Origin of the sequence: Streptomyces sp. NPDC007983 (assembly GCF_042958345.1) — a bacterium.
GTDB lineage: Bacteria > Actinomycetota > Actinomycetes > Streptomycetales > Streptomycetaceae > Streptomyces.
Genome location: NZ_JBIBJI010000005.1, coordinates 287,844 through 312,650, shown reverse-complemented (window position 1 = coordinate 312,650; position 24,807 = coordinate 287,844). Strand labels below are relative to the sequence as shown.

Genomic DNA, 24,807 nt, shown 5'->3' with positions numbered 1-24,807 from the left:
GTCGATCATCATGACGCGTGGACTGCCGGCTGCGCGAGAGCGCCGAGGCCGACCACCGATAGCCCGGGTGCAGGCGTCCGATCAGGGCGGATGACATTCTCGGCAAGCGCAGAGTTGCAACGTGGTGAGTGCCCCAGTGGACCGGGTTGGACAGCCGTCGAGCAGCCGCTGCATCGCTGCGGTGATGGCGTCGCGCTCGGCGTCGCGGTCAGTGGCCATCGTGAAGTTCTCCGGTGTGGTCGTGAGCGGTAACGATGCGTTCCAGGCGGTCGAGCTCGTGCTGTTCGCGGGCATGTCGGAAGGCGGGAGCCAGCGGGTCGTCGACCAGCGGCCGTAGCTGCTCGATCTGAACGAGGACGTGTTCGATGTCGCGATCGGTCCGCGCGATGTTGACGCAGTTCGGGCGGCAGTCGTCGAGGTCGGGGTGCGGCGGGTGCCGTCCTCCTCGCTGCGGAGGCGGCAGGCTGCCCGCTTCGGGTCCAGGACGCAGGTCATGCCCTTTCCGGGGAAGATCTGCAAGTCGGGGTTGCTGAGCATGGCGTTGGCATGCCGCTTGGTGCGCAGGACTCGGCCGGCGAAGCGAGTGGCGGCCTGGACGCGGTGCCGGTAGGTCTCGGCTGCCGGGCCGCTGACCTGCTCGCCTTCACGCAGGCGTTGGTGTGCGTCGGCGAGGGTGTCCAGCCGGGCCGGCCAGTCCTCGAAAGCGAGGTCGTCGGGGAAGCCCGAGGCGTAGTTTCCGGCGTAGCCGAGAGTCATCTGGATGCGAAGGTGTCCGTGGATGGCGGCGGCAACCAGGCCCCGTGGCCGGCGGACGATGAACCAGGCCAGGGTGCGGCGCAGGCGAGCGGAGTAGATGACCGGGTGGACCGGGTCGGCGGGATGTGATCGCTGCGGCCGTGCTCGGTGCAGTAGGTCTCGACCCAGGCCAGGAATTCGGCGATGTCGTGGTTGATTCGGGTCTCCGACCGGGAGCCGCCGAGGCGGCTGCGCAGGATGGTCGCGCCGTCGCGGCCGTCGGTGTCCGCGACGCTGCCGGCGACAAGATGCCCGAGGGCGAGATGGTCCCGTCCATCCGGCCACCTCCGCGCTTTGGAGGAGCGGCGTCTCAGCCGCCGACCGGCGGCTCCCCGGGGCGATCGCAGGCATCGAGGCGGGAGAGATGTTCTGCCAGCATTCCGTCGGCGCTGCTCAGGAGTGAGAGGCCGCGGCGCCCTTCGCCTCGGTGATCAGGCTGCGGCTTCGCCGGGGTCCTCGTCCTCCGGGGGGTGGACCCAAGTAGTACCGGGTGCGAGGTCGGCTCCTGTCTCCGCTTGGGCAAGCCATCGGAAGGCTTGGCAGGCGAGCAGGTAGATCAGCCGTATCACCCCGACCAGCACGCTGCCTCAAAACGGCTCGCCGCTCCCGAGATCTGGGCAGATCCGAAGCAGCAGGTCAGCCCGGGTGACATAATTCCCGGCACCCACACCCACGGAGAACGCGAACGCCTCTACCCCCGGCCGACCAGCACACCTACGAACTTCTAGCCTGACCGGCGGGCTCACTCCAGAAGAGCCGCACCCGATCGAAATGAGCCACGTCGATGTTCCGTGGACAGGTCACACGGAGCTCTCTCAGGCCGAGTCTCCGGAGTCGGACCTCTCCTGCCGCTGCTCGGCGGGCGAAGCGTAGGACTCGTGCAACCGCTCGCGCAGGCGTGCCCGCTCCTGCTCGCCGAGGTCGGCGAAGGACCGCTCGCGCTTGCGGGTCAACGCCGACATCTCCTCGTCGCTGTAGTGGGCAGTCTTGCGCCGGCGGGCCTCGATCAGGTCGGGCAGTTGCTCCGGGCCGATGGGCTCGTTCGTGGTCATTGTCTCCTCGATCACTTGCAGGAACTGTTCGGTCGAAGGCTGGGTCCGGTGGTCGAGCGCGTCCAGCACATCGGTCAGGCGTACGCGCAGATCGAGCAGCTGGTGGATCCGCTCGTTGACCACGTCCAGCTGACTGCGCACCAGCTCGGCCGGGTCCTGCTCGGGCCGAGTGTCGAACACCGACTTGATCTTCTCCAGCGAGAGCCCGAAGCTGCGCAGCGCGATGATGTGGTGCAGCCTGCGCACGTCGTCCGCGCCGTAGGAGCGGTGCCCGCCCGAGGTGCGCTGGGACGGCGAGAGCAGGCCGAGCCGGTCGTAGTGATGCAGCGTCCGCACCGTGATCCTGGTCTGCCGGGCCAGCTCGCCGATCCGCAACGGCGCGCTGTCGGCTCCGGCCGGTTCCCGCGAGATGTGGCCCGTGGTCGGCATCCCTCCTCCTCTCCTGTGCGATGCCAACGTTAGAACCTATCGCTACGTCAGGTTCAAGTCGGAGGGTTGCCGTGCTTGCGGGGCGGCAGGTCGGCGTGCTTGGTGCGCAGCATGGCCAGGGCGCGGATGAGCACCCCGCGGGTCTCGCTCGGATCGATGACGTCGTCGACCAGGCCGCGCTCGGCGGCGTAGTACGGGTGCATCAGCTCGGTCCGGTACTCCTTGACCATGCGGGCCCGCATGGCCTCGGGGTCCTCCGCCGCGGCGATCTGGCGCCGGAAGATGACGCCCGCGGCGCCTTCGGCGCCCATCACGGCGATCTCGTTCGTCGGCCAGGCATACGTCAGATCCGCACCGATGGACTGGCTGTCCATGACGATGTACGCACCTCCGTACGCCTTGCGCAGCACCACCGAGATCCGCGGCACGGTCGCGTTGCAGTAGGCGTACAGGAGCTTCGCGCCGTGCCGGATGATCCCGCCGTGCTCCTGGTCGACGCCGGGAAGGAACCCGGGGACGTCCAGCAGGGTGACGAGGGGAACGCTGAAGGCATCGCAGAACTGCACGAAGCGCGCGGCCTTCTCGGACGCCTCGATGTCCAGGACCCCCGCCAGGTGCTGTGGTTGATTGGCCACGATCCCGACGACCCGCCCGGCCAGCCGGGCCAGCGCCACGATGACGTTGGTGGCCCAGCGCTCGTGCACCTCCAGGTACTCGCGGTCGTCGACGATCTCCTCGATCACGGCGTGCATGTCGTAGGGGCGATGGCCCTCCGCCGGCACGAGATCCAGCAGCACGTCGACAGGACGGTCCCCGGGGTCGTCGCACGGGACGTCCGGCGGGTTTTCGCGGTTGTTCTGCGGCAACAGCGAGAGCAGGTACCGGACTTCGGCGATGCAGGTCTCCTCGTCGTCGTAGGCGAAGTGGCACACGCCGGACGTCTCGGCGTGCACGTCCGCGCCGCCCAGGCCGTTCTGGGTGATCTCCTCGCCGGTGACCGCCTTGACCACGCCAGGGCCCGTGATGAACATCTGCGAGGTCTCGCGGACCATGAACACGAAGTCCGTCAGGGCGGGCGAGTACGCCGCGCCGCCGGCGCACGGGCCGAGCATCACGTTGATCTGCGGGATGACACCGCTCGCCTTGATGTTGCGCTGGAAGATGCCGCCGTAGCCCGCGAGGGCCGAGACGCCCTCCTGGATGCGGGCGCCCGCGCCGTCGTTCAACGACACGAGAGGCGCCCCGGCCGCGATGGCCATGTCCATGATCTTGTGGATCTTGGTGGCGTGGGCCTCGCCCAGCGCGCCGCCGAAGATGCGGAAGTCATGGGCGTACACGAAGACCGTACGGCCCTCCACCGTGCCCCAGCCGGTGATCACACCGTCCGTGTGCGGCTTCTTGGCCTCCAGGCCGAACCCGCTCGCCCGGTGCCGGCGCAGTTGCTCGACCTCCCGGAACGAGCCCGGGTCCAGGAGCAGCTCGATGCGCTCCCGCGCGGTCAGCTTCCCCTTGGCGTGCTGCGCCTCGGTCGCCTTCTCGCTCGGCCCGGCCACGGCCTGCGCACGGATCTCGTGCAGCGCGGCCACGCGCCCGCGTGCGTCCGTCGGCTCAGCCGGCGCCATGCCGACGTCGTCGGGAGCGGCTTCTGTGACGGTCATCGCACATCGCTCCAAGCAATCTGTGCCAAGGGGTCTTCGGTGTCCTCCGAGGCGTGCCGAAGAGCTCTCAGTGGGCCGGGCTCAGTTCGACGATCGAGCGGGAGCCGGCCGGCGTGATCGCGGTGACCTCAAGGCCGACAGAGCCGGCCAGTTCGCGCAGCTGGTCGAGGGTGTGCTGTCGGCCCCGGAAGTAACAGAGCATGCGCAGGTCTCCTTCCGTCTGAACCCGTCCGCCGCCGTTGGGAAGTGGTCGACGACCAGCACCTTTCCCGTTCCCGACGCCGCCTCGGCGCACCGTCGCACGATGCGGGCGGCCGACGCGTCGTCCCAGTTGTGCAGGATGCTCGACAGCACATACCCGCCGGCTCCCGGGGGAAGGGCGTCGAAGAAGCTGCCGGTCTCGGCCTCGGCCCGGTGGGCGAGGCCGGCCTCGGCGATGGCTCGTTCTGCGCGGGCCGCCGGGCCGGCCAGGTCGACGACCGTCCCCCGCAGATCACCGTGGGCGCGCAGGATGGCGATCAGCAGGCTGCCGTCGCCACCGCCCACGTCGACGACATGCCCGAGGGAGTCCCAGGGGTAGGCGGCGGCCACGGCGGGCGCCTCCGCCACCAGCCTGGCGCCCATCAGCGCGTCGAAGGACTCGGCGCGCCTGTCGTCGGCCGACAGCTCCTCCCAGAACGTCCTGTCGTACCGGCGCGGGAACGCGGGTTCGCCGGTGCGCACCGTGTGCAGCAGCTCGACGAAGCACAGGTCGGCGTGCCCGATGGCACCCTCCATGTCGAACCAGGCCCGTATCGCGTCGGGGTGATCGTCCCGCAGGTGATCACCAAGGTCCGTCAGGCCATAGGTGCCGGTCGCCTCGTGCGAGAGCACGCCGGCCGTCACCAGATGGTCCAGCAGCCGCGCCAGGGTGTCCTGGTCGGCGTCCACGGTCGCGGCCAGTTCCTTGGTCGTACGCGTGCCGGCGGCGATGTGGTCGGCCAGCCGCAAGGTCGCCGCCACCCGCACGGACATCGGGGTCACCAGATCGGCGGCCGCCCACAGCCCGCCGCCCCATACGCTCTTCTCCGCCGTCTCCTCGGCCATGGCGCCTCCTTCAGTCAACCCTCACGGTGCGACCGGCATGCGTGACGGACGCGATGACGCAACGGACTCTTCCGGGCCGGCCCGCCGCGGCCGGGACCGCTACCAGGTGACGGGCAGCGTGCTCGGCCCGTACGCCTGCTGCGAGTGGTACTCGAACGCCAACTCGCTCTCGTGAACGGCGAGTTCCAGCGTGGGGATGCGCTGGAACAGTGTCGTGTAGGCGATCTCCAGCACCGCCGGCGCCAGGTGGTACGCCACACACCGGTGCGGCCCGTGGCCGAAGGCCAGATGCCGGGTGGGCCGCTCCCGCAGCAGGTCGAGCCGGTGGGGGAAGGGGCACACCCCCGGGTCCCGGTTGACGGGGAGCGTCGGAACGGCCAGGCCCTCACCGACCTTGATCACCGTGTCACCGATGCGCACGTCCTCCAGGGCCTGCCTCAGCGGAGTGGCGTCGTTGATCGAGAAGTAGCGGAGCAGTTCGTCCACGGCCTGCGTCATCCGGTCCGGCCGGGCCAGCAGCGCCGCGCGCTGTTCGGCGTGGTTCAGCAGGGTGAGGATACCGAGGGAGATCATCGTGGCCGTCGAGTGCTGCACGCCGAACGCGAAGAGCAGCAACAGGCTGGCCACCTCGTAGCGGTCGATCTCGCCGCGCTCGGCCCGGTGCCGCTCGATCAGCCGGCTGATCAGATCGTCGCCGGGGTGCTTCTCCTTGCCCGCGAGGACGTCCGCCACATGCTGGTGCATGTGTGCGGCGGCCGCCTTCTCCTCGTCCTCGGTCTCGGCCTTGATCAGCAGGTCCATCATGTTCTGCCGCATCGTGGCCAGTTCGTGGGTCGGAATCCCGAGCAGTATCTCCTGCATCCGCCATGCGACCGGGTACGCCAGCTCCCGCACCAGGTCGACCGGTCTCGCCGGCCGTGCGAGCAGCGCATCGACGATCTCGTCCGTGCCGGCCTGCAGGCGCGGCCGCAGTTCGGCCACCCGGGTCCGGGAGAACTCGTGAATGATCGAGTTCTTGGTCTCCGCGTGGTCCGTGCCGTCCATGTTGACGAGGAACGGCGCGCAGTACTTCAGCTTGTCCAGCCCGTGCTGCGACAGGCGTGGAAAACCCTCGCGCATCTTGTTCGCGCTGAAGCGCGGGTCGGAGAGGACGAAACGGGCGTACTCCGGGTTCGTCACCAGCCACGCCAGGTCGCCGGTGGGCATCTTCACATGGCCGATCCCCTGTTCCCGCAGGTTCTCGTACTCGGGTGGCAGCACACCGGGCTCCTGCCGCCGGATCGGGAAGCTCGGCACCTCGGTCATGCCGTCACCTCGGCCGCGGCCCGCACGATGGTGGTGTGGGTGAGATACGTGGCCATCTCGAACTCGGGATCGAGCAGGTTGGCCCGGATGACGGCCAGGTCGTCCGGGGTGAGGCCGGCGTTGGCCGTCAGGTGCGGCTCCAGCATGAAGCTGTGCAGTCGCGCCAGCCGCGCGGTCGGCGTGCCGCCCCGTCCCGTGTCCTGGAACAGCTCTGTGCCGACCTCGTAGCCCGCGGCGCGGATCACGTCGGCCGTCCGGGCGGCCCACGTCAGGTCCATGCCGGTCTTCTCGCCGAGCGCGTGCACGCCGTCGTGGAAGCGCTGCCAGATCTCGGCGGTGTACGCGTCCACCGGGGACGCCACCACGCCGGCCGCGCAGTCGCAGTACCAGTCGGTCAGCACGAGCACACCGCCCGGGCGCAGATGGCCGGCCAGCCGGACCGCGATCTCCTCGCGTGCGGGCAAGTGCATCAGCAGCAGCCGGGCGTGGATCAGGTCGAACGGCGGCCCCGGCCACGGGTCGAGGGTGAGGTCGTGCCTGAGCGGCTCGATCCTCGGGTGCTCGGGCACATGCCCCGGATCGAGGTCGCTGGCGACCACCTGGCCCGTGGTGCCGACCCGGGCGGTCAGCCACCGGGCCACCGAGCCGTTGCCGGCGCCGATGTCCCAGCACCGCCGGCCGTGGCCGACGCCGAGTCCGTTCAGCACCCTGAAGGTGTGCCGGTCGAGGATGTCCGACAGCAGGCTCAGCTGGTCCTGGGCCTCCGGCCTGGCGTTGTCGAACCCCTCCTGCTGTTCGTCCTCCGTCTTGCTGTACATGCGCGTCCCCCTACTCCGCGGCCCAGTGGTAGAAGCGGGTGGCCAGCTGTCCGCCCTCCGCGTCGTACGGTGGAATGATCTTCGTGAGGTCGTCGACCAGTCGCAGGAAGGCGGGATCGGGGTCCTCCCCACACGGCGCCGATCACCTTGCGGTCGTCGGGCTCGGCGAAGTCCTGGATGTGCAGGTAGATCCCCCGGTACAGGTAGATCTGGCGGCGCAGCGTGCCCATGGTGTGCGGGAAGTCGGTCGCGTCCGACTCGGCGAAGAGCCTCGACGTCTCCGGGATGTGCTCCTGGCGCTGAGTGTTGACGATCACCGAGCTGTACGTCCGCTCCAGACCGTCCAGTTGCTCGGTCGGCCACACGTAGAACCGGGCGGCCGTCGGCACGTCGGTGGGGCCGTCCCAGCCCTCCCGCGCGGTGTACTCGCCGAGGTACGCCGACAGTCGCTTGTCCAGCTGGGTGCATCGGGGGTCGGTGGTCAGCGTCCGGTGGGCCTCGGCGGCGTCCGCGGTGTTCCAGTCCTGCACCTGTATGCAGAGATCGCTGTAGGTGAAGGCCTGCCTGCGGCGCAGCAGGGGCAGTTCGGGCGCCGTCTCGGCGTCGAACTCCTCAAGGATGGCGGTGACTTCGGCTATGTTGCCGCTGTCGAAGGTGTCGATGGTGACGGTGCTCGGCATGTGCCTCTCCTCACGGTTGTCCGGTGGGACGGGTCGCTCGTCACTCAGGCCGGCGTGGACAGCAGCTCGTTGACCAGCGCGACGAACTGCCTCGGTGTCTCCGCCTCGGCCAGGGCCTCTTCGCGCGGACTCACGCCGAACTCCCCCTCGACCCGGCTGGCGAGCTCCAGCAGGGCGAGCGAGTCGTAGCCGAGGTCGGCGAACGAGGTCTCGACGATGTCGCCGTCCAGGCTGATCGACTCGTCCTCGCCGGCCGCCTCGCGCAGCAGCCGGACCAGGTCGGACTGGGTGAACGTGGCCATCTCGGTCCTTTCCAGGAGTGCGGTCTACGCCGACGGCTGTCCGCCGGCGAGTGGGATGCCCGCCTGCTCGGAGAGCAGCAGGGAGAGTTGCCGTACGGTCGGCCGCTTCAGCACCGACGCCGAGGAGAGCTCGACGCCGAACACGTCCTGGAGGCGGTTGCGCACCTCCAGGGTCATGAGCGAGTCGATGCCCACGGCGCGCAGCGGCTGTTCCGGGTCGATCGCCGAGGGGGACATCCGGGCGACAGCGGCCACGCATGCGGCGGTGTGTGCCTCGATCGCGGCCAGCCGGTCTCCGTGCGGCAGGGTCAGCAGCGCGTCACGAACCGGCTCGGGGTTCCGCCCGGCGGGTCGCGACTCGCTGCGTTGCTCCGTCGCGGCGGGGGCGGGTGGGCCCTCGCTCGCGGCGGTGCCCGACGACACGACGATGGTCACGCCGGTCGCCTCGATCACCGGTCGCCCGGTGCGGTCGTGGACGGTGACGTCCGCCCGGAAGTCGCGCCCCTGCCGGCGTACGAGGGCATGCGCGTAGCAGCCGTCGCCGTCCAGGGCGCGGTGCGCCACGACGTCCTCGATGCCGCCGAGGATCAGCCGGCCGTCGGCGGCGGGGAGCACCGGTGCCAGCGCGGCCTGCAGGGCGGCGTCGAACACCGCCGGGTGGACCAGGGTGCCGGGCTCGCCGCCGCCGCGCGGCGGACCGATCCGGGCGAGGACCTCCCCGTCGGCGTGCCAGACGCGTTCGAGCAGTCGATAGGCCGGGCCGTAGGCCAGGCCGCGTTCGGCCAGGGCGGCGTAGTACCGCTCACCGGACAGGCCGTCGCGTTCCAGTCGCCGCTCGGCCTCGGCGACGTCCGGCAGCCGCTCGCCACCGGCGGACCGGACGGGCACCGACACGTCGGCGCCCGCCACGCAGCGGGCCCGCTCATCGTAGATCCGCACCCGGGCGGACCCGGTCAACTCGTCGCGTACCAGTACTAGTTGGGCGGTACGCCCGGAGGCGTCGACCTGCAGTGGCCGGCGCAGCCGCAACCCGGTGGCCCGCAACCCGCCCGCCCCGCCGCCCGGGAGGACGTCCCGGGCGGCGCGCAGCACCAGGTCGAGGTAGGCGCTGCCGGGCACCAGGGCGTGTCCACCGACCACGTGGTCGCCGATCGCGCCGGTCCTCGGGTCCCACCGCAGCCGCCAGTAGCGGGTGCCCGGCTCCACCGCCGAATCCAGCCGCTCGCCGAGCAGCGATCCGTCGTGCGGGCCGGCGGGCCGGCCGGGTTCGAGACGGTGCCGCTCGCGCTGCCAGGGGTAGCCGGGCAGCACGTCGGCCGGCCGGGCAGGGGTCGCGGCCCGCCTCCGGTCCACCGGTACGCCTGCGGTGTGCAGCGAGCCGAGCGAGTCGAGCAGCACGTCCCGCGCCGGCTCGTCCCGGCGGGCGGACGCCAGCACCAGGACGTCGTCCGCACCGAGGTCCGACGCGACCTGGCGCACGGCGGGCAACAGGACCGGGTGCGGGCTCAGTTCCACGAACGCGGTGTGGCCGGCGCGGACCAGGTTGGCCACCTGGTCGCCGAACAGCACCGGCGAACGCAGGTTGCGGTACCAGTAGTCGGCGTCGAAGTCGGCGCCGTCGCACAGCTGCCCGGAGACCGTCGAGTACATCGGCACGGCCGGGGCCTTGCCGGACAGGCCGGCCAGCGAGTCGAGCAGGTCGGCGCGCAGCGGCTCCATCTGCGGACTGTGCGAGGCGACGTCGACCTTCACCCAGCGGCAGAACACCTCACGCCGGCCCAGCTCGTCGGCGACGGCGTCGAGGGCAGTCCGGTCGCCGGCCAGGACGGTGGACTTCGGGCTGTTGCTCACCGCGACGGACACCACGTCCTGCCAAGGCCCGATCGCCCGTGCGGCGTCCTCGGCGGTCAGCTCGACGGCGAGCATGGCGCCCTTCCCGCTGGCCCGCTGCATCAGCCTGCTGCGCCGGCAGATCACCTGGATCGCGTCCGGGAGGGACATGGCTCCCGCGATGTGCGCGGCCGCGGCCTCGCCCATGCTGTGCCCTACGACGGCGTCCGGCCGTACGCCCCAGGAGCGCCAGAGTTCGGCCAGCGAGACCTGCATCGCGAACAGCATCGGCTGCACCACGTCGATGCGGTCCATTTGCGAGGCGGCCGGGCCGGCGTGCAGTTCGTCGACGAGGGACCAGCCCACGAAGTCGGCGGCGGCCCGGTCGCAGCGGCGCATCGCAGCGGCGAACACCGGCTCGTCGGCGTACAGGTCCACGCCCATGCCCAGCCACTGCGATCCCTGCCCCGGGAAGACGAACGCGATCTCCGGCCGGCGTGCCGGCGCGGTCGTCCGGTGGACCGTGCCGGTCGGCTCGCGCAGCGCCTCGGCGAGGGCGCCGCTGGTGGCGGTGACCGTGGCCAGCCGGTAGGGCAGGTCGGCCCGTCGGTCGGCGGCGGCGGCCAGCGCGGGCATCGGCACCGGCCCGGCCGCCTCCAGCGCGGTGGCGACCCGGTCGGCGTACGCGCGCAGCGCCGGCTCGGACCTGGCGGACAGGGTGAACAGCTCGGCCCGCTCGCCGCCCTGCCCAGGCCGTACGACACCGAGCCGGTCCAGTGCTCGCAGCGCGCCCAGCACGCCGGTGCGGTCGTCCTCGCCCGCCGCCATCGTGGCCAGCGCGGTGCCGGTACCGCCCGCGTCCCGGACGCTCTGGTTCAGCGCGGGCAGCAGCACCGGATGGGCGGACAGCTCGACGAGCACCTGGTAGCCGTCGGCCAGCAGCTTGGCGGTGACGTCGGCGAGCAGTACCGGCTCGCGCAGGTTGCGCGCGAAGTACTCCGCGTCCAGCTCCGTGCCGTCCACGGCGGCGCCGGTCAGCGTCGAGATCATCGGTACGGCGGCCGGTGCCGTGGCCAGGGTGCCGATGTCGGCGACCAGTTGCGGGCTCACCTCGTCGATCGCCGGGCTGTGCGCCGCGACGTTCACCCTGATCATCGCGCACAGCACCCCGTCGACCTTCAACTCGCCCAGCAGTCGCTCCAGTTCGGGCAGCGGGCCGGCGACCGCGGTGGATCTCGGGCCATTGTGGGTCGCCGCCGGCCAGGAGGCCGCGCTCGACGAGCGGCTCACCGGCCGGGAGAACCTGCGGATGTTCGGCCGGCTGGCCCGTCTGGGCACGCGAGGCGCCCGGCAGCGCGCCGACGATCTGCTGGAGCGCTTCGAACTCGCCGACGCCGGCGATCGGTTGGTCGCCACCTACTCCGGTGGCATGCGGCGCCGCCTCGACCTGGTCACCAGCCTGCTGCGCGCCCCCACGGTGCTCTTCCTCGACGAGCCGACCACGGGTCTGGACCCCCGCAGTCCCCGCGGGCACTTCGGCGTCCCCTCGGACGAGGGCGATGTCGACGGTGCGCTGTCGCAGCGCCTGGACCGGGTCGTCGGTGCGGCTCAGGCTGACCGAGGCGCCGGTGTCCTCCTCGAAGCGGCTGACCGTCCGCTGCGCCCAGGGGTCGGGCAGCAGCCAGCTGAAGCCGAGCCGGAGGGCGCCGCGGTGCTGGACCACGGCCAGAGCGTCGTCCAGGGCGGCGAGGACCCGCTCGGCGTGGTCCAGGAACCGCGCGCCGGTCTCGGTCAGCTCGACGTGCCGGGAGGACCGGTCCAGGAGCAGGACGCTCAGCCTGTTCTCCAGCTGCGCGATCGTACGGCTGAGCGCCGGCTGCGTGATCAGGAGTTCCTCGGCGGCCCGTGAGAAGGAGCGGTGGCGGGCGACGGAGCTGAAGGCCCGCAGATGGCGCAGTTCGATGTCCATGCCCGTAGCGGCCCTCACCGGCGTCCAGGCGCGTCATGCATAGAGGCGGCCTAACCGGCATTTCTCAGGCGCGTGCGGGCTCCCTAGCGTCGAAGGCGGCCCTGAACACCACCAGGAAGGTGACCACAGCTGTGCACGCGTCATCCACGCCCCCGCCGCGTACGGCATCTCCCTGGACGATCGTCGTCCAGGGAGCGGCGGCGCTCGCCGCGAGCATGGGGGTCGGCAGGTTCGTCTACACCCCCATCCTGCCGCTGATGCGCGATCAGGCCGGGCTCTCCTCGGCGCTCGGGGCGAACCTGGCCACGGCCAACTTCATCAGCTACCTCCTCGGCGCCCTCATCGGGATCGGCGCCCCCGCCGTCGTACGGTCGGCGGCGGCGCTGCGCGGGTCGCTCCTCGTGCTGGTCGGCACGCGGGCGCTGATGCCGGCCACGCACGACGGCGCCCTGTGGCTCGCACTGCGGCTCGTGGCGGGCGCGGCCAGCGCACTGACCTTCGTGATCGCCGTCAGCGCCATGCTCACCGGCCTACGGGCACACGCCCACCTGGTCGGCTGGGCCTTCGGCGGGGTCGGCGCCGGCATCGCCCTGTCCGGCCTGCTGGTCGTCGCCGTGCAGGCGGCGTCCACCTGGCAGGCGGCCTGGCTGACCTGCGCCGCCCTCGCCGCGGTGCTCGCCGCCCTCGCCTGGCCGCTGGCCCCGCACCGGCATGCGAGCGAACACTCCGAACCGGGCCGGCCGGCCGACCGGCCGCGCACCCACCGCTGGTTCATCGCCCTGCTGGCCAGCTACACCTTCGAGGGGATCGGCTACATCATCGCCGGCACCTTCCTCGTCGCGGCCATCCAGGAAGGCGTTCCGGGCCGGCTCGGCGGCGGGGCGTGGATCGTCGTCGGCCTCGCCGCCCTGCCCTCCTGCGCCGTATGGACCCGGCTGGCCCGCCGCTGGTCCCGGCCCGCCCTCCGGTTGACCGCGCTGATCATCCAGGCCGTCGGCATCGCGCTGCCGGCCGTCGTCGGCGGCGCGGTGCCCGCACTCGTCTCCGCGGTGCTGTTCGGCGCCACCTTCATGGGCGTCAGCACGATCGCCCTGTCGATCGGCGCCCACCTGCGCGTGCCGCGCGCCGTGGCCCTGCTGACGGCCGGGTACAGCGCGGGCCAGATCCTCGGCCCGCTGCTTGCCGCGCCGCTGCTGAACCATGGCTACAACCAGGCCCTGCTGCTGGGCAGTGTCATGGTCGCCCTGGCCGGGGCCGCGGCGGCGGCCGTCCGCGTCCGCTTCCCGCACCACCTCGCCCCGGCGGCCCCGACCGCCTGACCTCGCGCCTCAAGGAGCGCCCATGAGCACACTGCTGACCGGTCTCGGCATCGACCGTCCGATCCTCTCCGCGCCGATGGCCGGCGGGCCGAGCACGCCCGCCCTGGTCGCCGCCGTCGCCCGCGCGGGCGGACTGGGCTTCCTGGCCGGAGGGTACAAAAGCGCGCAGGCGCTGGCCGGGCAGATCCACGCCGTCGAAGCCGAGGGAGTCCCGTTCGGCGTCAATCTCTTCGTACGCAACCCCGTGCCCATCTCTCCTGAGGAGTACGGCCGTTACGCGCGTGAGCTGCGGGAAGAGGCCGACTGCTACGGGCTGACCCTGCCCGACGCCGTACCGCTGGACGACGACCACTGGTCGGAGAAGATCGAGCTGCTGAAGGCCCACCCCGTCCCCTGGGTGTCCTTCACCTTCGGCATCCCCCACGGCGACGTCATCACGAGCCTGCGCCGAGCCGGAACCACCGTCCTGCAGTGCGTCACCACGGCAGACGAGGCACGGCGGGCCGCCGATGCCGGGGCCGACGCGCTGATCGTGCAGGCGCCGGCCGCCGGGGGCCACTCGGCCACGCTCACCCCCGACCGGCCGCTCGCCCCCGCCGCCCTGCCCGACCTGGTCGCCGAGGTACGCCGCGCCACCGCCCTGCCGACCGTCGCCACCGGCGGGATCGCCGCCCCCACCGACGTGGCCGACGTCCTACGGGCCGGGGCGGACGCCGCCATGGTCGGCACCGCGCTGCTGCGCACCGACGAGAGCGGGGCCTCCGCACCCCACAAGGCGGCGCTGGCGGACCCCGCCTTCGACTCCACCGTCCTCACCCGCGCCTTCACGGGACGGCCGGCCCGCGCCCTGCGCAACCATTTCACCGACCGGTACTCCGATCGCGCCCCGGCCGGCTACCCCGCCCTGCACCACCTCACCAGCGGGCTCCGCAAGGCCACCACCGCGGTCGGCGACACGCGCCTGATCCACCTGTGGGCCGGAACCGGCTACCGAGAGGCCAGGATCGAACCCGTATTCCGCACCATCGAGCGGCTGACCAGCCGACTCCGACAATAACGGCCCGTACGGCCCACCCGGCGTGTCTGCCTCGCCGGGTGCGTCCTACGGGCCTGCTCCACCGCCGTTCTCCTTCGAAGGGCTCCCCGTGCTGATCCGACGAAACGTCCACGTCCGCGGCCTCGTACAGGGCGTGTACTACCGCGACACCTGCCGCCGACTGGCCCGCGAAGCGGGCGTGAACGGATGGGTCCGCAACCTTCACAACGGCGACGTGGAAGCCGTCTTCGAGGGCTCACCGCGCGGCGTACAGCGCCTGGTGAGCTGGGCCGCCGAGGGGCCGGGCGCCGCCGAGGTGACCGAGTGCGCTGTGGCCGCCGAGAACCCCGAAGGTGATCGCGATTTCCGCGTCCTGGACGACGCTCCGGCCGCGTAGCGCGCACTGCTCGCTCAGCGCGAACGGGCGCCGTCAGGCCGTGTAGCGCCGTTCCAGCTCCTCGTACTCGGCGCGGCGGACCAGCCGCTGGCGTTCCGCCCAGGGGGCGAGCCGGTCCATGACCGGCGCGAGGGAACCGGCGCCGCGCAGGCCAATCAGCACGGTCCGGGTGCCGAGGATGGTCCCCTGCATCGCGGCGTTGGTGTACAGGAGGACGGAGTAGCCCATGGCCGTCAGCTCGTCGCGCGGCAGCAGCGGCGTCTTGCCGCCCTCGACCATGCGGCCGCCTTCGGCACGTCCGGGACCGCCCGCCCGCGTCCCGCCGCGGCCACCGACGGCGTCGCCCGGCCAAACTGCACGGCGACAAGGGCCACGACTACCGCTACCTGCGGCGATGGCTAGCCTCCCGCGGCATCCGGCACCGCCTGGCCCGAAAAGGCGTCGAGTCCTCCGAACGGCTGGGCCGGCACCGATGGGTCGTCGAGCCCACTATCAGCTGGCTGTCCGGCACCCGCCGAATGCGCCGTCGCTACGAACGCAAGCCCGAGCACTTCATCGCCGTCACCACCATCGGCTGCATCCTCATCTGCTACCGACGCATCACCTCATGAATTGCCTTGCTGGAGGTCATTTCGTCAACAATCACCAGACCGGCGCGTTCCGGACACGTCAGACCTGGCGCCGGTGTGTCGGTGTGGGCCGACGCCTGAGCCTTGTCCCGTAAGTGATCTTCTAACGCGTTCGGGCACGGCTCACCGGCTCTGGGGCCCTCTATCCGGTGAGGGTGAGGTTGTCCTCCCAGCCTCGGGAGTCATGCCGGTTACCCGGCACGGCCCGACCGACGACTACGACCCGGCGGGTATCGGCATCGATCACAACGTGATGGGCCGTGGAGTATCGATAGTTCTTCGACTGCTCGGCCACCGAGTGGTCGCGGGTGGGCACCAGGGTGCCGTCGACGATGAGGACGGTGTCCCTGCGGAACCGGCTCCGCTGCCGGAGTGCCAACAGCGGACCGAGGTGGTCGATGATGCGGTCTGCGGCCGACTTGGAGTTCCCGAACAGCGGCGCCAGCCGGCCTGCGGCTACCAACTTGCCGAAGCAGCGCGGACTCAGCCCCGTAAAGGGACCTGTCCAGGACGGCACCGACGCCGTGATCACTCCACCCACACCGTGATCGTTTCAGCCGAGGCGAGCGGGTCGGTGAGGGGCCGGATCGACCTCGGCTGAGCATGATGCCGTTGGGGGCGGGCAGAATCAACATCGCGTTGATTAAACTCGACGTAGTGTAGACTTTCCGGGTGAGGGGGCAGCCCAGCTCCTCGTGAGACCTTTCTGGAGGAACAGTGCAGCAGCAAAAGTGGCTCATCACCGGCGTCAGCACGGGCCTCGGCCGTGCCTTCGCCCAGGCCGCCCTGACCGCCGGGCACACCGTCGTCGGCACGGTCCGCTCCGAGGAGGACCTGCGGGCCTTCGAAGGACTGAAACCCGGGTACGCTCACGGCCGCATCCTGGATGTGACTGACGGCGACGCCGTCTCGAGTGTGGTCGCGGAGGTGGAGCAGAGCGTCGGTCCTTTGGATGTCGTCGTCGCCAACGCCGGCTACGGCCTGGAGGGCACCTTCGAGGAAACCCCGCTGGCCGAGGTGCGGCGGCAGTTCGAGGTCAACGTATTCGGGGCAGTGGCCACCCTGCAGGCAGCCCTGCCCCACATGCGCCGGCGCCGCCGCGGACACCTGATGGCCGTCACCTCCATGGGCGGGCTCATGGCCGTGCCCGGCATGTCCGCCTACTGCGGCAGCAAGTTCGCCCTGGAAGGCATCCTGGAAGCACTGGGCAAGGAGGTCGCACAGTTCGGGATCCACGTGACGGCGATCGAGCCCGGCTCCTTCCGCACCGACTGGGCCGGACGGTCCATGACACGCGCCGCGCAGTCCATCGACGACTACGAGGAGCTGTTCACCCCCATCCGGGAAGCGCGGCAGAAGGCCAGCGGGAACCAGTTGGGCGATCCGGCCAAGGCCGGAGACGCCGTCGTGCACATCACGTCGGTCGACCAGCCGCCGGCCCACCTCGTCCTGGGCTCGGACGCGCTGCGACTGGTCACCGCCGCGCGCACGGCCGTGGACGAGGACATCCGCGCATGGGAGCCCCTCTCCCGTACGACCGACTTCGCCGAGGGCGCTCAGCTCTGATGCCCAGCCACCACCCCGCGCGGAGCCGGCGCGCCACCGAGCGCAAGGGCGATGTCCGAGAGCGGGCCATTCTGGACACCTGCGAAGCTCTGCTCGCGCAAAAGGGCTACGACGCCATGACCGTCGGCGACATCGCCCAGGGCGCCGGCATCACACGCGGCGCCCTGTACTTCTACTTCGGCTCCAAACAAGAAGCGGTCACGGCACTCGTGGCCCGGACCGTTGAGCACCTGTGGGAGCGGTCTCGGGCCACTGCGCAGACCGACGAGCCGCGCCAGGCCATCGCAGCAGCCATGCAGCGCACGATTGAGCTGTGGGATGAGCACGGCCTGGTCATGCGCACGGCGATCGACCTGTCGTTGACCGTGCCGGAGATCGGCGAGCTGTGGAGCCACACGGCTGACTTGTTCATCACGGCCATCACCGCCGTCCTGGAACGAGCCGGCGTTGAGGCCGGCACCGAACCAGAGCAAGCGTCAGCGATGGCACACGCCCTGTGCTGGATGATCGAGCGGACCTTCTACCACGCCTCGCAGGAATCCCGCGAGGAGTTGCAAAAGGCATCTTCGACCTGCGAACACATCTGGCTGATCAGCGCCGGCCTGACCACCTGATGCATCTGGTGTGGACGATGAGGCGCGCAACCGGACCCCGTGACTCCGAGACCCGCCGTCCAGGCACTCCGCCAGCGGGCGGCGAGGCACAGCGTCCTCTCCCAGCCCGGTCAACGGGAGCTGGCGTCCACAACTCCCGTGTAGGGGCCTTCCGGATCAGGTTGCGAGACCTGGAAGGTCACTTACGGGACAGCCCTTGGGCGGCATCTGTGGTGTACCACCGCGAACGCGCACAGTCGCACTTCACGGAAGTTGAGCCAGAACCCGAGTTGGTTCTGGCTCAACTTCTGTGACGCGGCCACGCTGAGTCACAGCTGAGTTTCTCCGGGCCGCACGCGAAGTCGACTGAAAACGACCCGTGGGCAAGGCGGCTGGGCCGAGGGTTCGGGGCCGTGCAAGAGGTCGTACTCCGGCTGAAGGAGTTGTTGTTCCCGTCGATCGCCGGTGTCGCGGTGCTGTCGGTGGACGTGACACGCCTGGAAGCTCTGAGAGGAGATTGTGCCGCTTGGCTACAAAGGCAGCTACCAGCGCGTCCGCGCCTACCTGCACGAGAAGCGCACTTCGCCGCGGCCGGTGACCGCGCGGCCGCATTCACCGCGGAAGGTCGCCGGATGGATCCTCAGCCGCCCGGAAACCCTCACCGAGCCCGAACAGCTCCAGCTCAAGACCGTCCGCTTTCATTGCCCCGAGCTCGACGCCCTCATCCGGCATGTCCGCTACTTCGCGGTCATGCTCACCGAGCGCCAGGGCGAACGCCTGCCGCACTGGCCCGACGCCGTCCGGCAGGACGACCTGCCCAGCCTCCACACCCTCGCCGCCGGTATCGACCGCGATCGCGACGCCGTCATCGCTGGCCTCACCCTGCAGTGGAACTCGGGCGTCGTCGAAGGCCACGTCAACCGTCGGGGTGTTCGGGTTCGGGATCTCCGGCAGCACGGCCAAGGGCTGGGCGACCCAACAGGGCTTCTCCTCCTCGCCGTTCCGCAGGGGGTGGCGGACGGTGAACACGCTGCACCGGCGCGCGCCCGGACAGAACAGCCAGGCCACCCACGACCGCGTCTACACGCTCACCGATCCCCAGGTCCGCCAGGCCGCGGTCCCGGTCATCGCCGAGGCGGCCGAAGCCGTCGTGGCCGAGGCCCGCGCAACCGTGTTCGCCGCCGAACTGCGCGAGGAAGCCGATCCGGCCGACCAGCCGACAGACACCGCCGACTGTCATGACTACGACAACAGCCCCTGTCCCGGCCCCGGCGGAGGATGCGGGGCCTCGTTCCTGATGTGCCTGGCCTGCCCCAACGCCCGAATCCACCCCGCACAACACAGCCGTCTGGCCCACCTGCACCACTCCCTCGACAACCTGCGCACCGCCGTGCACCCGGGCCAGTGGCACAGCCAGTGGGAGGACGGGCACGCCCGCCTGGAACACCTCAAGAGCCAGCTCGGCACCGCAGTGTGGACCCGCGCCCTGGCCGACGTGAACGACACCGACCGCGAACTCATCGCCCTGCTGCTCAACGGAGACCTCGACCCGTGACGGTCACCCCAGCCCCTGCCCGCTTCCTTCCCGGACCCGACACCCCCGTCATCGCCGCCCACCGGATCGTCGACGGCTACACCGGCCCCATCGCGCGCTATGCGGCGCCGGCCTGGCCGCTGATCCCCATGAACGCCAACCCGGGCGTCACGCACAGCACCATCCACTGGCCGACGTTCCCCGACACGTTCCGGGAGGAGATGCGGCTGGCCGCCTGGACGTTGATCAACGGCGAACTGCCCGCGGTGTTCCTGCGTGAGCGCCATCCCACCTGGCGCTCACGCCAGGCCCCCAAGGCGCTCTGCCAGACGATCGGGACCTGGTGCCGGCTGGCCGTGTGGCTCACCGACCGGGGCATCACCACGCTGAGCAACTGCACCACGCAGGTACCGGGTGAGTACGGCCGTCACGTGCGCGACAGCGGGGCGGCCCGCATCACGGTACACAGCGTGCTGTCGTCGCTGACCCAGCTGTGGGTCTTCGACCAGCTCAGTGGCCGTCCCAGCGGAATCGGCTGCCCGCCGTGGGAGTCCGAGGGGGTGGATGACTACCTGCCGGCGGCGACGCCGCGCGGCGAGAACGCCACCGAGGCGATCGCCGAGCAGACCATGGGCCCCCTGCTGGTGTGGGCGATCCGCGCAGTCGAGGAGTTCAGCGACGACATCCTGGCCGCCTGGGCCGAAGCCAACCGGCTGCCGCCAACATCGCCACGCCCGCCTCACGAGCCGCTCTTCGGGCATTCATGGACCGCATCGATGCCGACCGGCTGCCGATTCCGACCACACGGTGGCTGGGCAGAACTACGATCGCGGGCGCGTATATCGCCGCGCTCACCGGCGCCTCCCTGGGCCAGGTCCACAGCACCACCCGTGATCACGGCTGGCGCCAGGCCGTCCTGGATCGGCCCGGCCCCTGCCCGCTCCGTGTTCCGATCACCGGCCGACTCGGCGGGATCCCCTGGACAGAGGCCGTCGACTACACCGAAGCAGGCTTCCTGATGCGCCAGTTGGGCACGGCGTGCTTCATCGTCATCGCCTATCTGACCGGGATGCGTCCCGGCGAGGCGGCCGGACTGCGCAGCGGCTGCTGCCCCGACCCGAAGCCGGACAGCGCCGGGCACACAGGGCGGCACCTGATCACGAGCACCGTGTACAAGACCGCCAGCGACGAAGACGGCAACCACCGCCCCGAGGGCGAAGTCCGCGATGCTCCCTGGATGGCCATCGCCCCTGTCGTGAACGCCATCCGTGTCCTGGAACGCATGGTTGCCCCAGGGCAGCTGCTGTTCGACCACCACGCCCACGACCTGCGCGGCACCCGGGCCGGCACCGGCTCCCTCACCGTGCACACCCTGGGCACCCGGGTGGAGGACTTCATCACCTGGGCCAACCACGAGGCAGCCGCCCGCGGCCTGGTCCACGAGGTCATCCCGCCGGACCCGCACGGCAGGATTGGTACCGAACGGTTCCGCAGGAGCCTGGCTTGGCACATCGCCCGCCGCCCCGGGGGCCTGGTCGCACTCGCAATTCAGTACCGTCATCTGCGAACTTCCGTAGCGGCCGGATACGCCGCGCGCAGCCGGGACGGCATCCACGACCTCCTCGACGTCGAGACGGCCCGCGCCACCATCGACACTGTCGCCGACCTGAATGCCGCGATCGAGGACGGCCTCGGCATCTCCGGGCCCGCCGCCCGCCGGGCCATCAAGGCCGCCGCCACCGCGCCCCAGTACACCGGCACCGTCATCACCGCACGGCAGGCCCGACAGATCCTCGCCAACCCCCACCTGGCCGTCTACGACAATCCCCGGACGCTGCTGATGTGCGTCTACAAGCGCGACAAGGCCCTGTGCCACCGCGGCCTCAAGGACACCCCCAGCCTCGACCAGTGCGTCCCCGCCTGCGCGAACATCGCCCGCACCGACCAGCACGCCACCGGCCTCCGCCTCCGCGCCACCGCGCTTGACCAGCAGGCAGGCCACGTCCCCGGTCCGCTGGGCGAACGCCTGCCCGACAACGCCACCCGCCTGCGCGACCTCGCCGACACCCACCACCGCACCCGCATCAGCCTCCAGGACGCCACCGCATGAGCCCGCACCCGACGAACGCGACCGTATCCGCGCGGGCATGGACCGCATCCTGCAAGGAACCGCGCAGCACTCCAACGGCGCGCTGACGATCGTCGCCCTGGCCCAGGAAGCCGACGTACCGCGCAACGCGCTCACCCAGCGCCACCTCGACCTCAAGAACGACTTCTACACACAGGTCAGGGCGCGCGGACAGACGCCGGACTCCGAGATCCGCCTGCGCCAACAGATCGTCAAACTCAAGGAACTCCGAGCCAAGGACACAACGGAGCTGTCCCAGCTGCGGACCGACGTCGATCATCTTGTTCGCGCTGTTAACCAACTGACCGTGGAGAATCGACAACTGCGCGGTGCACTGCCGCAGCCCACCTCCCTCGTTCGAATGCTGCCGACCCAACCGAACCCGAACCCGAACCAGACACTCTGAATCACTACTCACCCCACTGCGCCGCGCGGCAACTGAGCACACCCCCGCGCCGGAGCACCACGCCGTCTACGGTGTACGCAACCCTGGCGGGCAGGCACGCCTGCCCATCTGCTCAGGGGGCCGCTCCACGCCACGGCAAAGGAGCGCCCCCGCAGGCACCTGCCGCAACCCACCCCTGCCCGGTCGACAAAGGGCAGTGCCCCGCCGGCTCGGCCAGCTGTCGTCAGGCGCTCTCATCCGGCGCCGGCGCGGTCGCGTCCGCCGGGCTGGCGCGGAGCATGGCCTTGTAGAGGGCGTCATGCTCGGGCGAGGAGGGCAGGGGGCCGCGGGCCGGTGCCTCGCAGGACTGGATCAGCATGGCGACGACGCGCCGCCATGCGTCGAGGGCGGCGTCGCCGGTGGCGTTGACGACGCCGGCGTAGGCCATATGGATCAAGACCAGGTCCGAGGGATCGAAGTCCTCGCGCAGCCGGCCCGTGGCCTTGGCCCGGTTGATGAGCTCCGGGTGCCTCCCGGCCCGTCCTGGATCCGTCGGGGACGGGGCGGGTCGGGGCAAGCCGACGGCGTCAGGCGCCGCTGACAACCCGCATGAAGACGGTCGGTTCGGCGTGCTCGTTGAGGTAGGCGTACTGCTGGTCGCTGGGGATGGTGGCGCTCTGCCCCGGTCCCACCACCTGCGGTCCGGTTTCCAGCACGAGGGTGAGGCGGCCGGCGAGGACGTGGTGGATCTCCTGTGCTCCAGGCCGGTCGGGTTCGGCGTCGTAACGGCCGCCTGGGGCGAGGGTCCAGCGCCATAGTTCGGCGCGCGGGTTCTCGGTGGCGCCCAGCAGGAGGGCGGTGCTGGCGTCCGGGGCCTCCCATACGAGCGTGCCTTCGGCTTCCGTGCCGGGAGCGTCGTTCTCGGGCAGGGCAAGGGCGGCGAAGTCGGTGTCGAGGGCACGGGCGACGCGGTCGACGGTGGCGAGGCTGGGGTTGGCCTGGCCGAGTTCGATGTCGGTGAGCATGCGCCGGCTGAGCTTGGCGGCGTCGGCGAGGTGCTGGACGCCCCAGCCTCGCTGTTTGCGCAGCGTGCGGATGCGTGTGCCGATGCGGGTGGCGAACTCCTGCGTGGCCTGGCCGTCTCCGTCTGGGGCGTTCTCACGACTCATAGTGAGAACTATAGTGCGCAAAAGGTTGCCACCTGGCTAGATGAGCAATATATTGCTCATCATGCGTGTGATCAGCTCTCCCCGCGTCTCCGAGCAGGCCGTTCTCGCCGCTCTCCGCGACGCCTTCGGGGCCCCCTACCTCAGCACGGCACCGACTCCGGGCCAGTTCACGGTCGACCTGCCCGGTGACGGTGACGTCATCCACTACCCGGCTGTCCTGCCCCATGCCGACGTGTACTCGGTCAAGGTCTCCCCGTACCTGACCTACCCTGCCGGGCCCGCCGTGGTCACGGCGTGGACGATGCTCGTGAGCCTGTCCACGGGGAAGCCCATCGCGCTTCTGGACGCCTCCGGGCTGACCGTCGAGCGCACCGCGGCCACCACCGTGCTCGCCACCGACCTGCTCCTGCCGCCCGCACCGCGGCCGTCATCGGGTACGGGCGAGTCGGCCGTGCCCACGCCCGCTACCTGCGCCACGTGCGCCCCGGCATGACCGTCCGCGCCTTCTCCCCGCAGGGCGTCGACGAGGCCGGCGACGGCGTCCAGGCCGCGGCGAACCTTGAGGACGCGGTGACGGGTGCGGACCTGGTGATGCTGTGCACCTCGGCCGCCGACGATGTGATCGACCCCCGCACCCTGCCCGCCGGCACGGTCGTCACCTCGATCTCGACCAACGCCCCCGGCGCCCGCGAGATCCCGCCCGCCGCCGTCGAGGCCCTTGACGTCTACGTCGACGCGCTCACCACCTTGCAGGTCGCCGCCGACCTGACCCGCGCCGCCGCTGACGGCTGGGACCCCGCAGCCGTGCGCGGCGACCTGGCCGGCCTCGTGGCCGGCTGCGCCCAGCGCCCGAGCGGCGAGCGGCCGGTGTACTTCCGGTCCGTGGGACTGGGCATCGAGGACGCGGCCGTCGCCTGGGCCGCCCTGTACAACGACAATGCCATGACGAAGGGACAGTCCCGGTGAAGATCCGCCCGTTCGCCGTCGAGCAGTGGATGAACGACTACGAGGAGACCTGCCGCTACAACCTCGCCGAGACCTGCGTCCGCTCCCTGACCACCGGCGAACTGCTGCAGATGTCCGGACGGCGGGGCGAGATCCTCGCCGAACTCGACGCCACCCCGCTCACCTACGGCCCCATCCCCGGCAGCCCACGCCTGCGCAGCCTCGTCGCCGGCCTCTACGACAGCCAGGGCCCGGACAACGTCCTGATCACCCACGGCGCGATCGGCGCGAACGCCCTCGTGCACGCCACTCTGGTCGAACCCGCCGACCACATCGTGGCCGTCGTCCCCACCTACCAGCAGCACTACTCCATCCCCGAGAGCTACGGCGCCCGCGTTACCCAACTGCCGCTGCGCGAGGCCAACGGCTGGCTGCCCGACCTCGACGAACTCGACCGCCTGGTTACGGCCGACACCAAGCTCATCGCCGTCAACAACCCCAACAACCCCACCGGCGCCCTCATCGGCGAAGCCGGACTGGCCCGCATCGCCAAGATCGCCGAACGGGTCGGCGCATGGGTGCTGTGCGACGAGGTCTACCGGGGCGTCGACCAGGACGGCGACGGCTTCACCGCCTCGATCGCCGACCTGTACGAGCGCGGCATCTCCACCGGCAGCATGTCCAAGCCCTACTCCCTGGCCGGACTGCGCCTGGGCTGGATCGTCGGCCCCACCCGCCTCCTCGCCGAGGTAGCCACCCACCGGGACTACACCACCATCAGCGTCGGACGCGTCGACGATCTCCTGGCCTGCGTCGCCCTGGAGAACAAGGACGCCATCCTCGCCCGCTCCCACCAGATCACCCGCACCAACCTCGCCATCCTCGATGAATGGATCACCGGCCGCGACGACATCACCTACGTCAAACCGGCCTCGGGCACCACCGCGCTCCTGCGCTACAGCGCTCCGATCGGCTCCTACGAATTCTGCACCCGCCTCCTTCAGCAGACCGGCGTCATGTTCACCCCCGGCGCCGCCTTCGACATCGAGCACACCGTCCGCATCGGCTTCGCCGACGACACCGAGACCCTGCGCACCGGCCTGGAACTGATCGGCCAGTTCCTCGACCACCTCGCCCAGGACTGACTCACCGGCAAGAGGGTCGGGAAAGTGGGGCGAGGTG

Annotated in this window: 23 protein-coding genes and 5 pseudogenes; 13 read left to right on the top strand and 15 right to left on the bottom strand. The window is 70.8% G+C overall.

Annotation, left to right across the window (positions count from 1 at the left end; genetic code table 11):
• Positions 1-81: 81 nt before the first annotated feature.
• The 9 genes from ACFZCY_RS18305 to ACFZCY_RS18265 all read right to left on the bottom strand — a co-directional run bounded on the left by ACFZCY_RS18305 (position 82) and on the right by ACFZCY_RS18265 (position 11,245).
• On the bottom strand, positions 82-756 hold the full coding sequence (locus ACFZCY_RS18305; RefSeq protein ID WP_391174349.1) for a hypothetical protein: 675 nt from the start codon (positions 754-756) through the stop codon (positions 82-84).
• Positions 757-1,610: 854 nt separating this feature from the next.
• Positions 1,611-2,276, bottom strand: coding sequence for a MerR family transcriptional regulator (locus ACFZCY_RS18300; RefSeq protein ID WP_391174347.1), 666 nt, complete (start codon positions 2,274-2,276; stop codon positions 1,611-1,613).
• Between the two features lie 53 nt (positions 2,277-2,329).
• Positions 2,330-3,934 carry a carboxyl transferase domain-containing protein gene (locus ACFZCY_RS18295; protein WP_391174345.1) on the bottom strand — a complete coding sequence of 535 codons (1,605 nt, stop codon included), beginning with the start codon at positions 3,932-3,934 and terminating at the stop codon, positions 2,330-2,332.
• An 81-nt stretch (positions 3,935-4,015) separates the two neighbouring features.
• Entirely contained in the window at positions 4,016-5,020 is a 1,005-nt protein-coding gene (locus ACFZCY_RS18290) for a methyltransferase (RefSeq protein ID WP_391174343.1), read from the bottom strand.
• Positions 5,021-5,119: 99 nt separating this feature from the next.
• Complete coding sequence (locus ACFZCY_RS18285; protein ID WP_391174340.1) at positions 5,120-6,325, bottom strand: cytochrome P450; 1,206 nt, start codon at positions 6,323-6,325, stop codon at positions 5,120-5,122.
• On the bottom strand, positions 6,322-7,143 hold the full coding sequence (locus ACFZCY_RS18280; RefSeq protein ID WP_391174337.1) for a methyltransferase domain-containing protein: 822 nt from the start codon (positions 7,141-7,143) through the stop codon (positions 6,322-6,324). The genes ACFZCY_RS18285 and ACFZCY_RS18280 overlap by 4 nt, the downstream gene beginning before the upstream one ends.
• A complete protein-coding gene (locus ACFZCY_RS18275) occupies positions 7,071-7,823 on the bottom strand; it encodes a TcmI family type II polyketide cyclase (protein ID WP_391174334.1) in 753 nt (250 codons plus the stop codon). The genes ACFZCY_RS18280 and ACFZCY_RS18275 overlap by 73 nt, the downstream gene beginning before the upstream one ends.
• 44 nt (positions 7,824-7,867) lie before the next feature.
• On the bottom strand, positions 7,868-8,125 hold the full coding sequence (locus tag ACFZCY_RS18270; protein ID WP_391174332.1) for a phosphopantetheine-binding protein: 258 nt from the start codon (positions 8,123-8,125) through the stop codon (positions 7,868-7,870).
• Positions 8,126-8,149: 24 nt separating this feature from the next.
• Entirely contained in the window at positions 8,150-11,245 is a 3,096-nt protein-coding gene (locus ACFZCY_RS18265) for an acyltransferase domain-containing protein (RefSeq protein ID WP_391174329.1), read from the bottom strand.
• 19 nt (positions 11,246-11,264) lie between these two features.
• Between ACFZCY_RS18265 and ACFZCY_RS18260 the strand changes: the two are divergent.
• Positions 11,265-11,399, top strand: a pseudogene (locus tag ACFZCY_RS18260) (daunorubicin/doxorubicin resistance ABC transporter ATP-binding protein DrrA); the annotation flags it as partial.
• A gap of 396 nt (positions 11,400-11,795) precedes the next feature.
• On the opposite strand, the pseudogene ACFZCY_RS18255 reads toward ACFZCY_RS18260, so the two are convergent.
• A pseudogene (locus ACFZCY_RS18255) lies at positions 11,796-11,924 on the bottom strand (LysR family transcriptional regulator); the annotation flags it as partial.
• 215 nt (positions 11,925-12,139) lie between these two features.
• Between ACFZCY_RS18255 and ACFZCY_RS18250 the strand changes: the two are divergent.
• The 3 genes from ACFZCY_RS18250 to ACFZCY_RS18240 all read left to right on the top strand — a co-directional run bounded on the left by ACFZCY_RS18250 (position 12,140) and on the right by ACFZCY_RS18240 (position 14,676).
• Positions 12,140-13,243, top strand: a complete 1,104-nt coding sequence (locus tag ACFZCY_RS18250) for a YbfB/YjiJ family MFS transporter (protein ID WP_391174428.1) — start codon at positions 12,140-12,142, stop codon at positions 13,241-13,243.
• Entirely contained in the window at positions 13,125-14,300 is a 1,176-nt protein-coding gene (locus ACFZCY_RS18245; RefSeq protein ID WP_391174326.1) for a nitronate monooxygenase, read from the top strand. The genes ACFZCY_RS18250 and ACFZCY_RS18245 overlap by 119 nt, the downstream gene beginning before the upstream one ends.
• Before the next feature lie 91 nt (positions 14,301-14,391).
• On the top strand, positions 14,392-14,676 hold the full coding sequence (locus ACFZCY_RS18240) for an acylphosphatase (protein WP_391174425.1): 285 nt from the start codon (positions 14,392-14,394) through the stop codon (positions 14,674-14,676).
• Between the two features lie 33 nt (positions 14,677-14,709).
• On the opposite strand, the gene ACFZCY_RS18235 is transcribed toward ACFZCY_RS18240, so the two are convergent.
• Positions 14,710-14,955, bottom strand: a complete 246-nt coding sequence (locus ACFZCY_RS18235; RefSeq protein ID WP_391174323.1) for a hypothetical protein — start codon at positions 14,953-14,955, stop codon at positions 14,710-14,712.
• Between the two features lie 17 nt (positions 14,956-14,972).
• On the opposite strand from ACFZCY_RS18235, the pseudogene ACFZCY_RS18230 reads away from it, so the two are divergent.
• Positions 14,973-15,287, top strand: a pseudogene (locus tag ACFZCY_RS18230) (IS5/IS1182 family transposase); the annotation flags it as partial.
• 178 nt (positions 15,288-15,465) lie between these two features.
• Here the strand turns inward: ACFZCY_RS18230 and ACFZCY_RS18225 are convergent.
• Positions 15,466-15,846, bottom strand: a pseudogene (locus ACFZCY_RS18225) (transposase); the annotation flags it as partial.
• A 176-nt stretch (positions 15,847-16,022) separates the two neighbouring features.
• Here ACFZCY_RS18225 and ACFZCY_RS18220 point away from each other — a divergent pair.
• Together ACFZCY_RS18220 and ACFZCY_RS18215 are read left to right on the top strand one after the other, a co-directional pair.
• Positions 16,023-16,871, top strand: a complete 849-nt coding sequence (locus ACFZCY_RS18220; RefSeq protein WP_391174320.1) for an oxidoreductase — start codon at positions 16,023-16,025, stop codon at positions 16,869-16,871.
• Positions 16,871-17,485, top strand: coding sequence for a TetR family transcriptional regulator (locus tag ACFZCY_RS18215; protein WP_391174317.1), 615 nt, complete (start codon positions 16,871-16,873; stop codon positions 17,483-17,485). The genes ACFZCY_RS18220 and ACFZCY_RS18215 overlap by 1 nt, the downstream gene beginning before the upstream one ends.
• Before the next feature lie 591 nt (positions 17,486-18,076).
• On the opposite strand, the gene ACFZCY_RS18210 is transcribed toward ACFZCY_RS18215, so the two are convergent.
• Positions 18,077-18,493, bottom strand: coding sequence for a hypothetical protein (locus ACFZCY_RS18210; RefSeq protein WP_391174314.1), 417 nt, complete (start codon positions 18,491-18,493; stop codon positions 18,077-18,079).
• On the opposite strand from ACFZCY_RS18210, the gene ACFZCY_RS18205 reads away from it, so the two are divergent.
• From ACFZCY_RS18205 to ACFZCY_RS18190, 4 genes are read left to right on the top strand one after another with little or no spacing between them, the layout of a single operon-like run.
• A complete protein-coding gene (locus tag ACFZCY_RS18205) occupies positions 18,486-19,019 on the top strand; it encodes a hypothetical protein (RefSeq protein WP_391174311.1) in 534 nt (177 codons plus the stop codon). The two genes, ACFZCY_RS18210 and ACFZCY_RS18205, sit on opposite strands and share 8 nt — an antisense overlap.
• Positions 19,016-20,017, top strand: coding sequence for a hypothetical protein (locus ACFZCY_RS18200; RefSeq protein WP_391174308.1), 1,002 nt, complete (start codon positions 19,016-19,018; stop codon positions 20,015-20,017). Before ACFZCY_RS18205 ends, ACFZCY_RS18200 begins: the two co-directional genes overlap by 4 nt.
• On the top strand, positions 20,017-21,108 hold the full coding sequence (locus ACFZCY_RS18195; RefSeq protein WP_391174305.1) for a hypothetical protein: 1,092 nt from the start codon (positions 20,017-20,019) through the stop codon (positions 21,106-21,108). The genes ACFZCY_RS18200 and ACFZCY_RS18195 overlap by 1 nt, the downstream gene beginning before the upstream one ends.
• Before the next feature lie 37 nt (positions 21,109-21,145).
• A complete protein-coding gene (locus ACFZCY_RS18190) occupies positions 21,146-21,532 on the top strand; it encodes a hypothetical protein (RefSeq protein WP_391174302.1) in 387 nt (128 codons plus the stop codon).
• Between the two features lie 223 nt (positions 21,533-21,755).
• On the opposite strand, the gene ACFZCY_RS18185 is transcribed toward ACFZCY_RS18190, so the two are convergent.
• Both ACFZCY_RS18185 and ACFZCY_RS18180 read right to left on the bottom strand, forming a co-directional pair.
• A complete protein-coding gene (locus tag ACFZCY_RS18185) occupies positions 21,756-22,088 on the bottom strand; it encodes a hypothetical protein (RefSeq protein WP_391174299.1) in 333 nt (110 codons plus the stop codon).
• 10 nt (positions 22,089-22,098) lie between these two features.
• Positions 22,099-22,680: a helix-turn-helix domain-containing protein gene (locus ACFZCY_RS18180; RefSeq protein ID WP_391174296.1), complete on the bottom strand. Its 582-nt coding sequence runs from the start codon at positions 22,678-22,680 to the stop codon at positions 22,099-22,101.
• A 40-nt stretch (positions 22,681-22,720) separates the two neighbouring features.
• Between ACFZCY_RS18180 and ACFZCY_RS18175 the strand changes: the two are divergent.
• Both ACFZCY_RS18175 and ACFZCY_RS18170 read left to right on the top strand, forming a co-directional pair.
• A pseudogene (locus tag ACFZCY_RS18175) lies at positions 22,721-23,646 on the top strand (ornithine cyclodeaminase family protein).
• Complete coding sequence (locus ACFZCY_RS18170) at positions 23,643-24,770, top strand: aminotransferase (protein WP_391174292.1); 1,128 nt, start codon at positions 23,643-23,645, stop codon at positions 24,768-24,770. The pseudogene ACFZCY_RS18175 and the gene ACFZCY_RS18170 overlap by 4 nt, the downstream one beginning before the upstream one ends.
• Positions 24,771-24,807 lie beyond the last annotated feature (37 nt).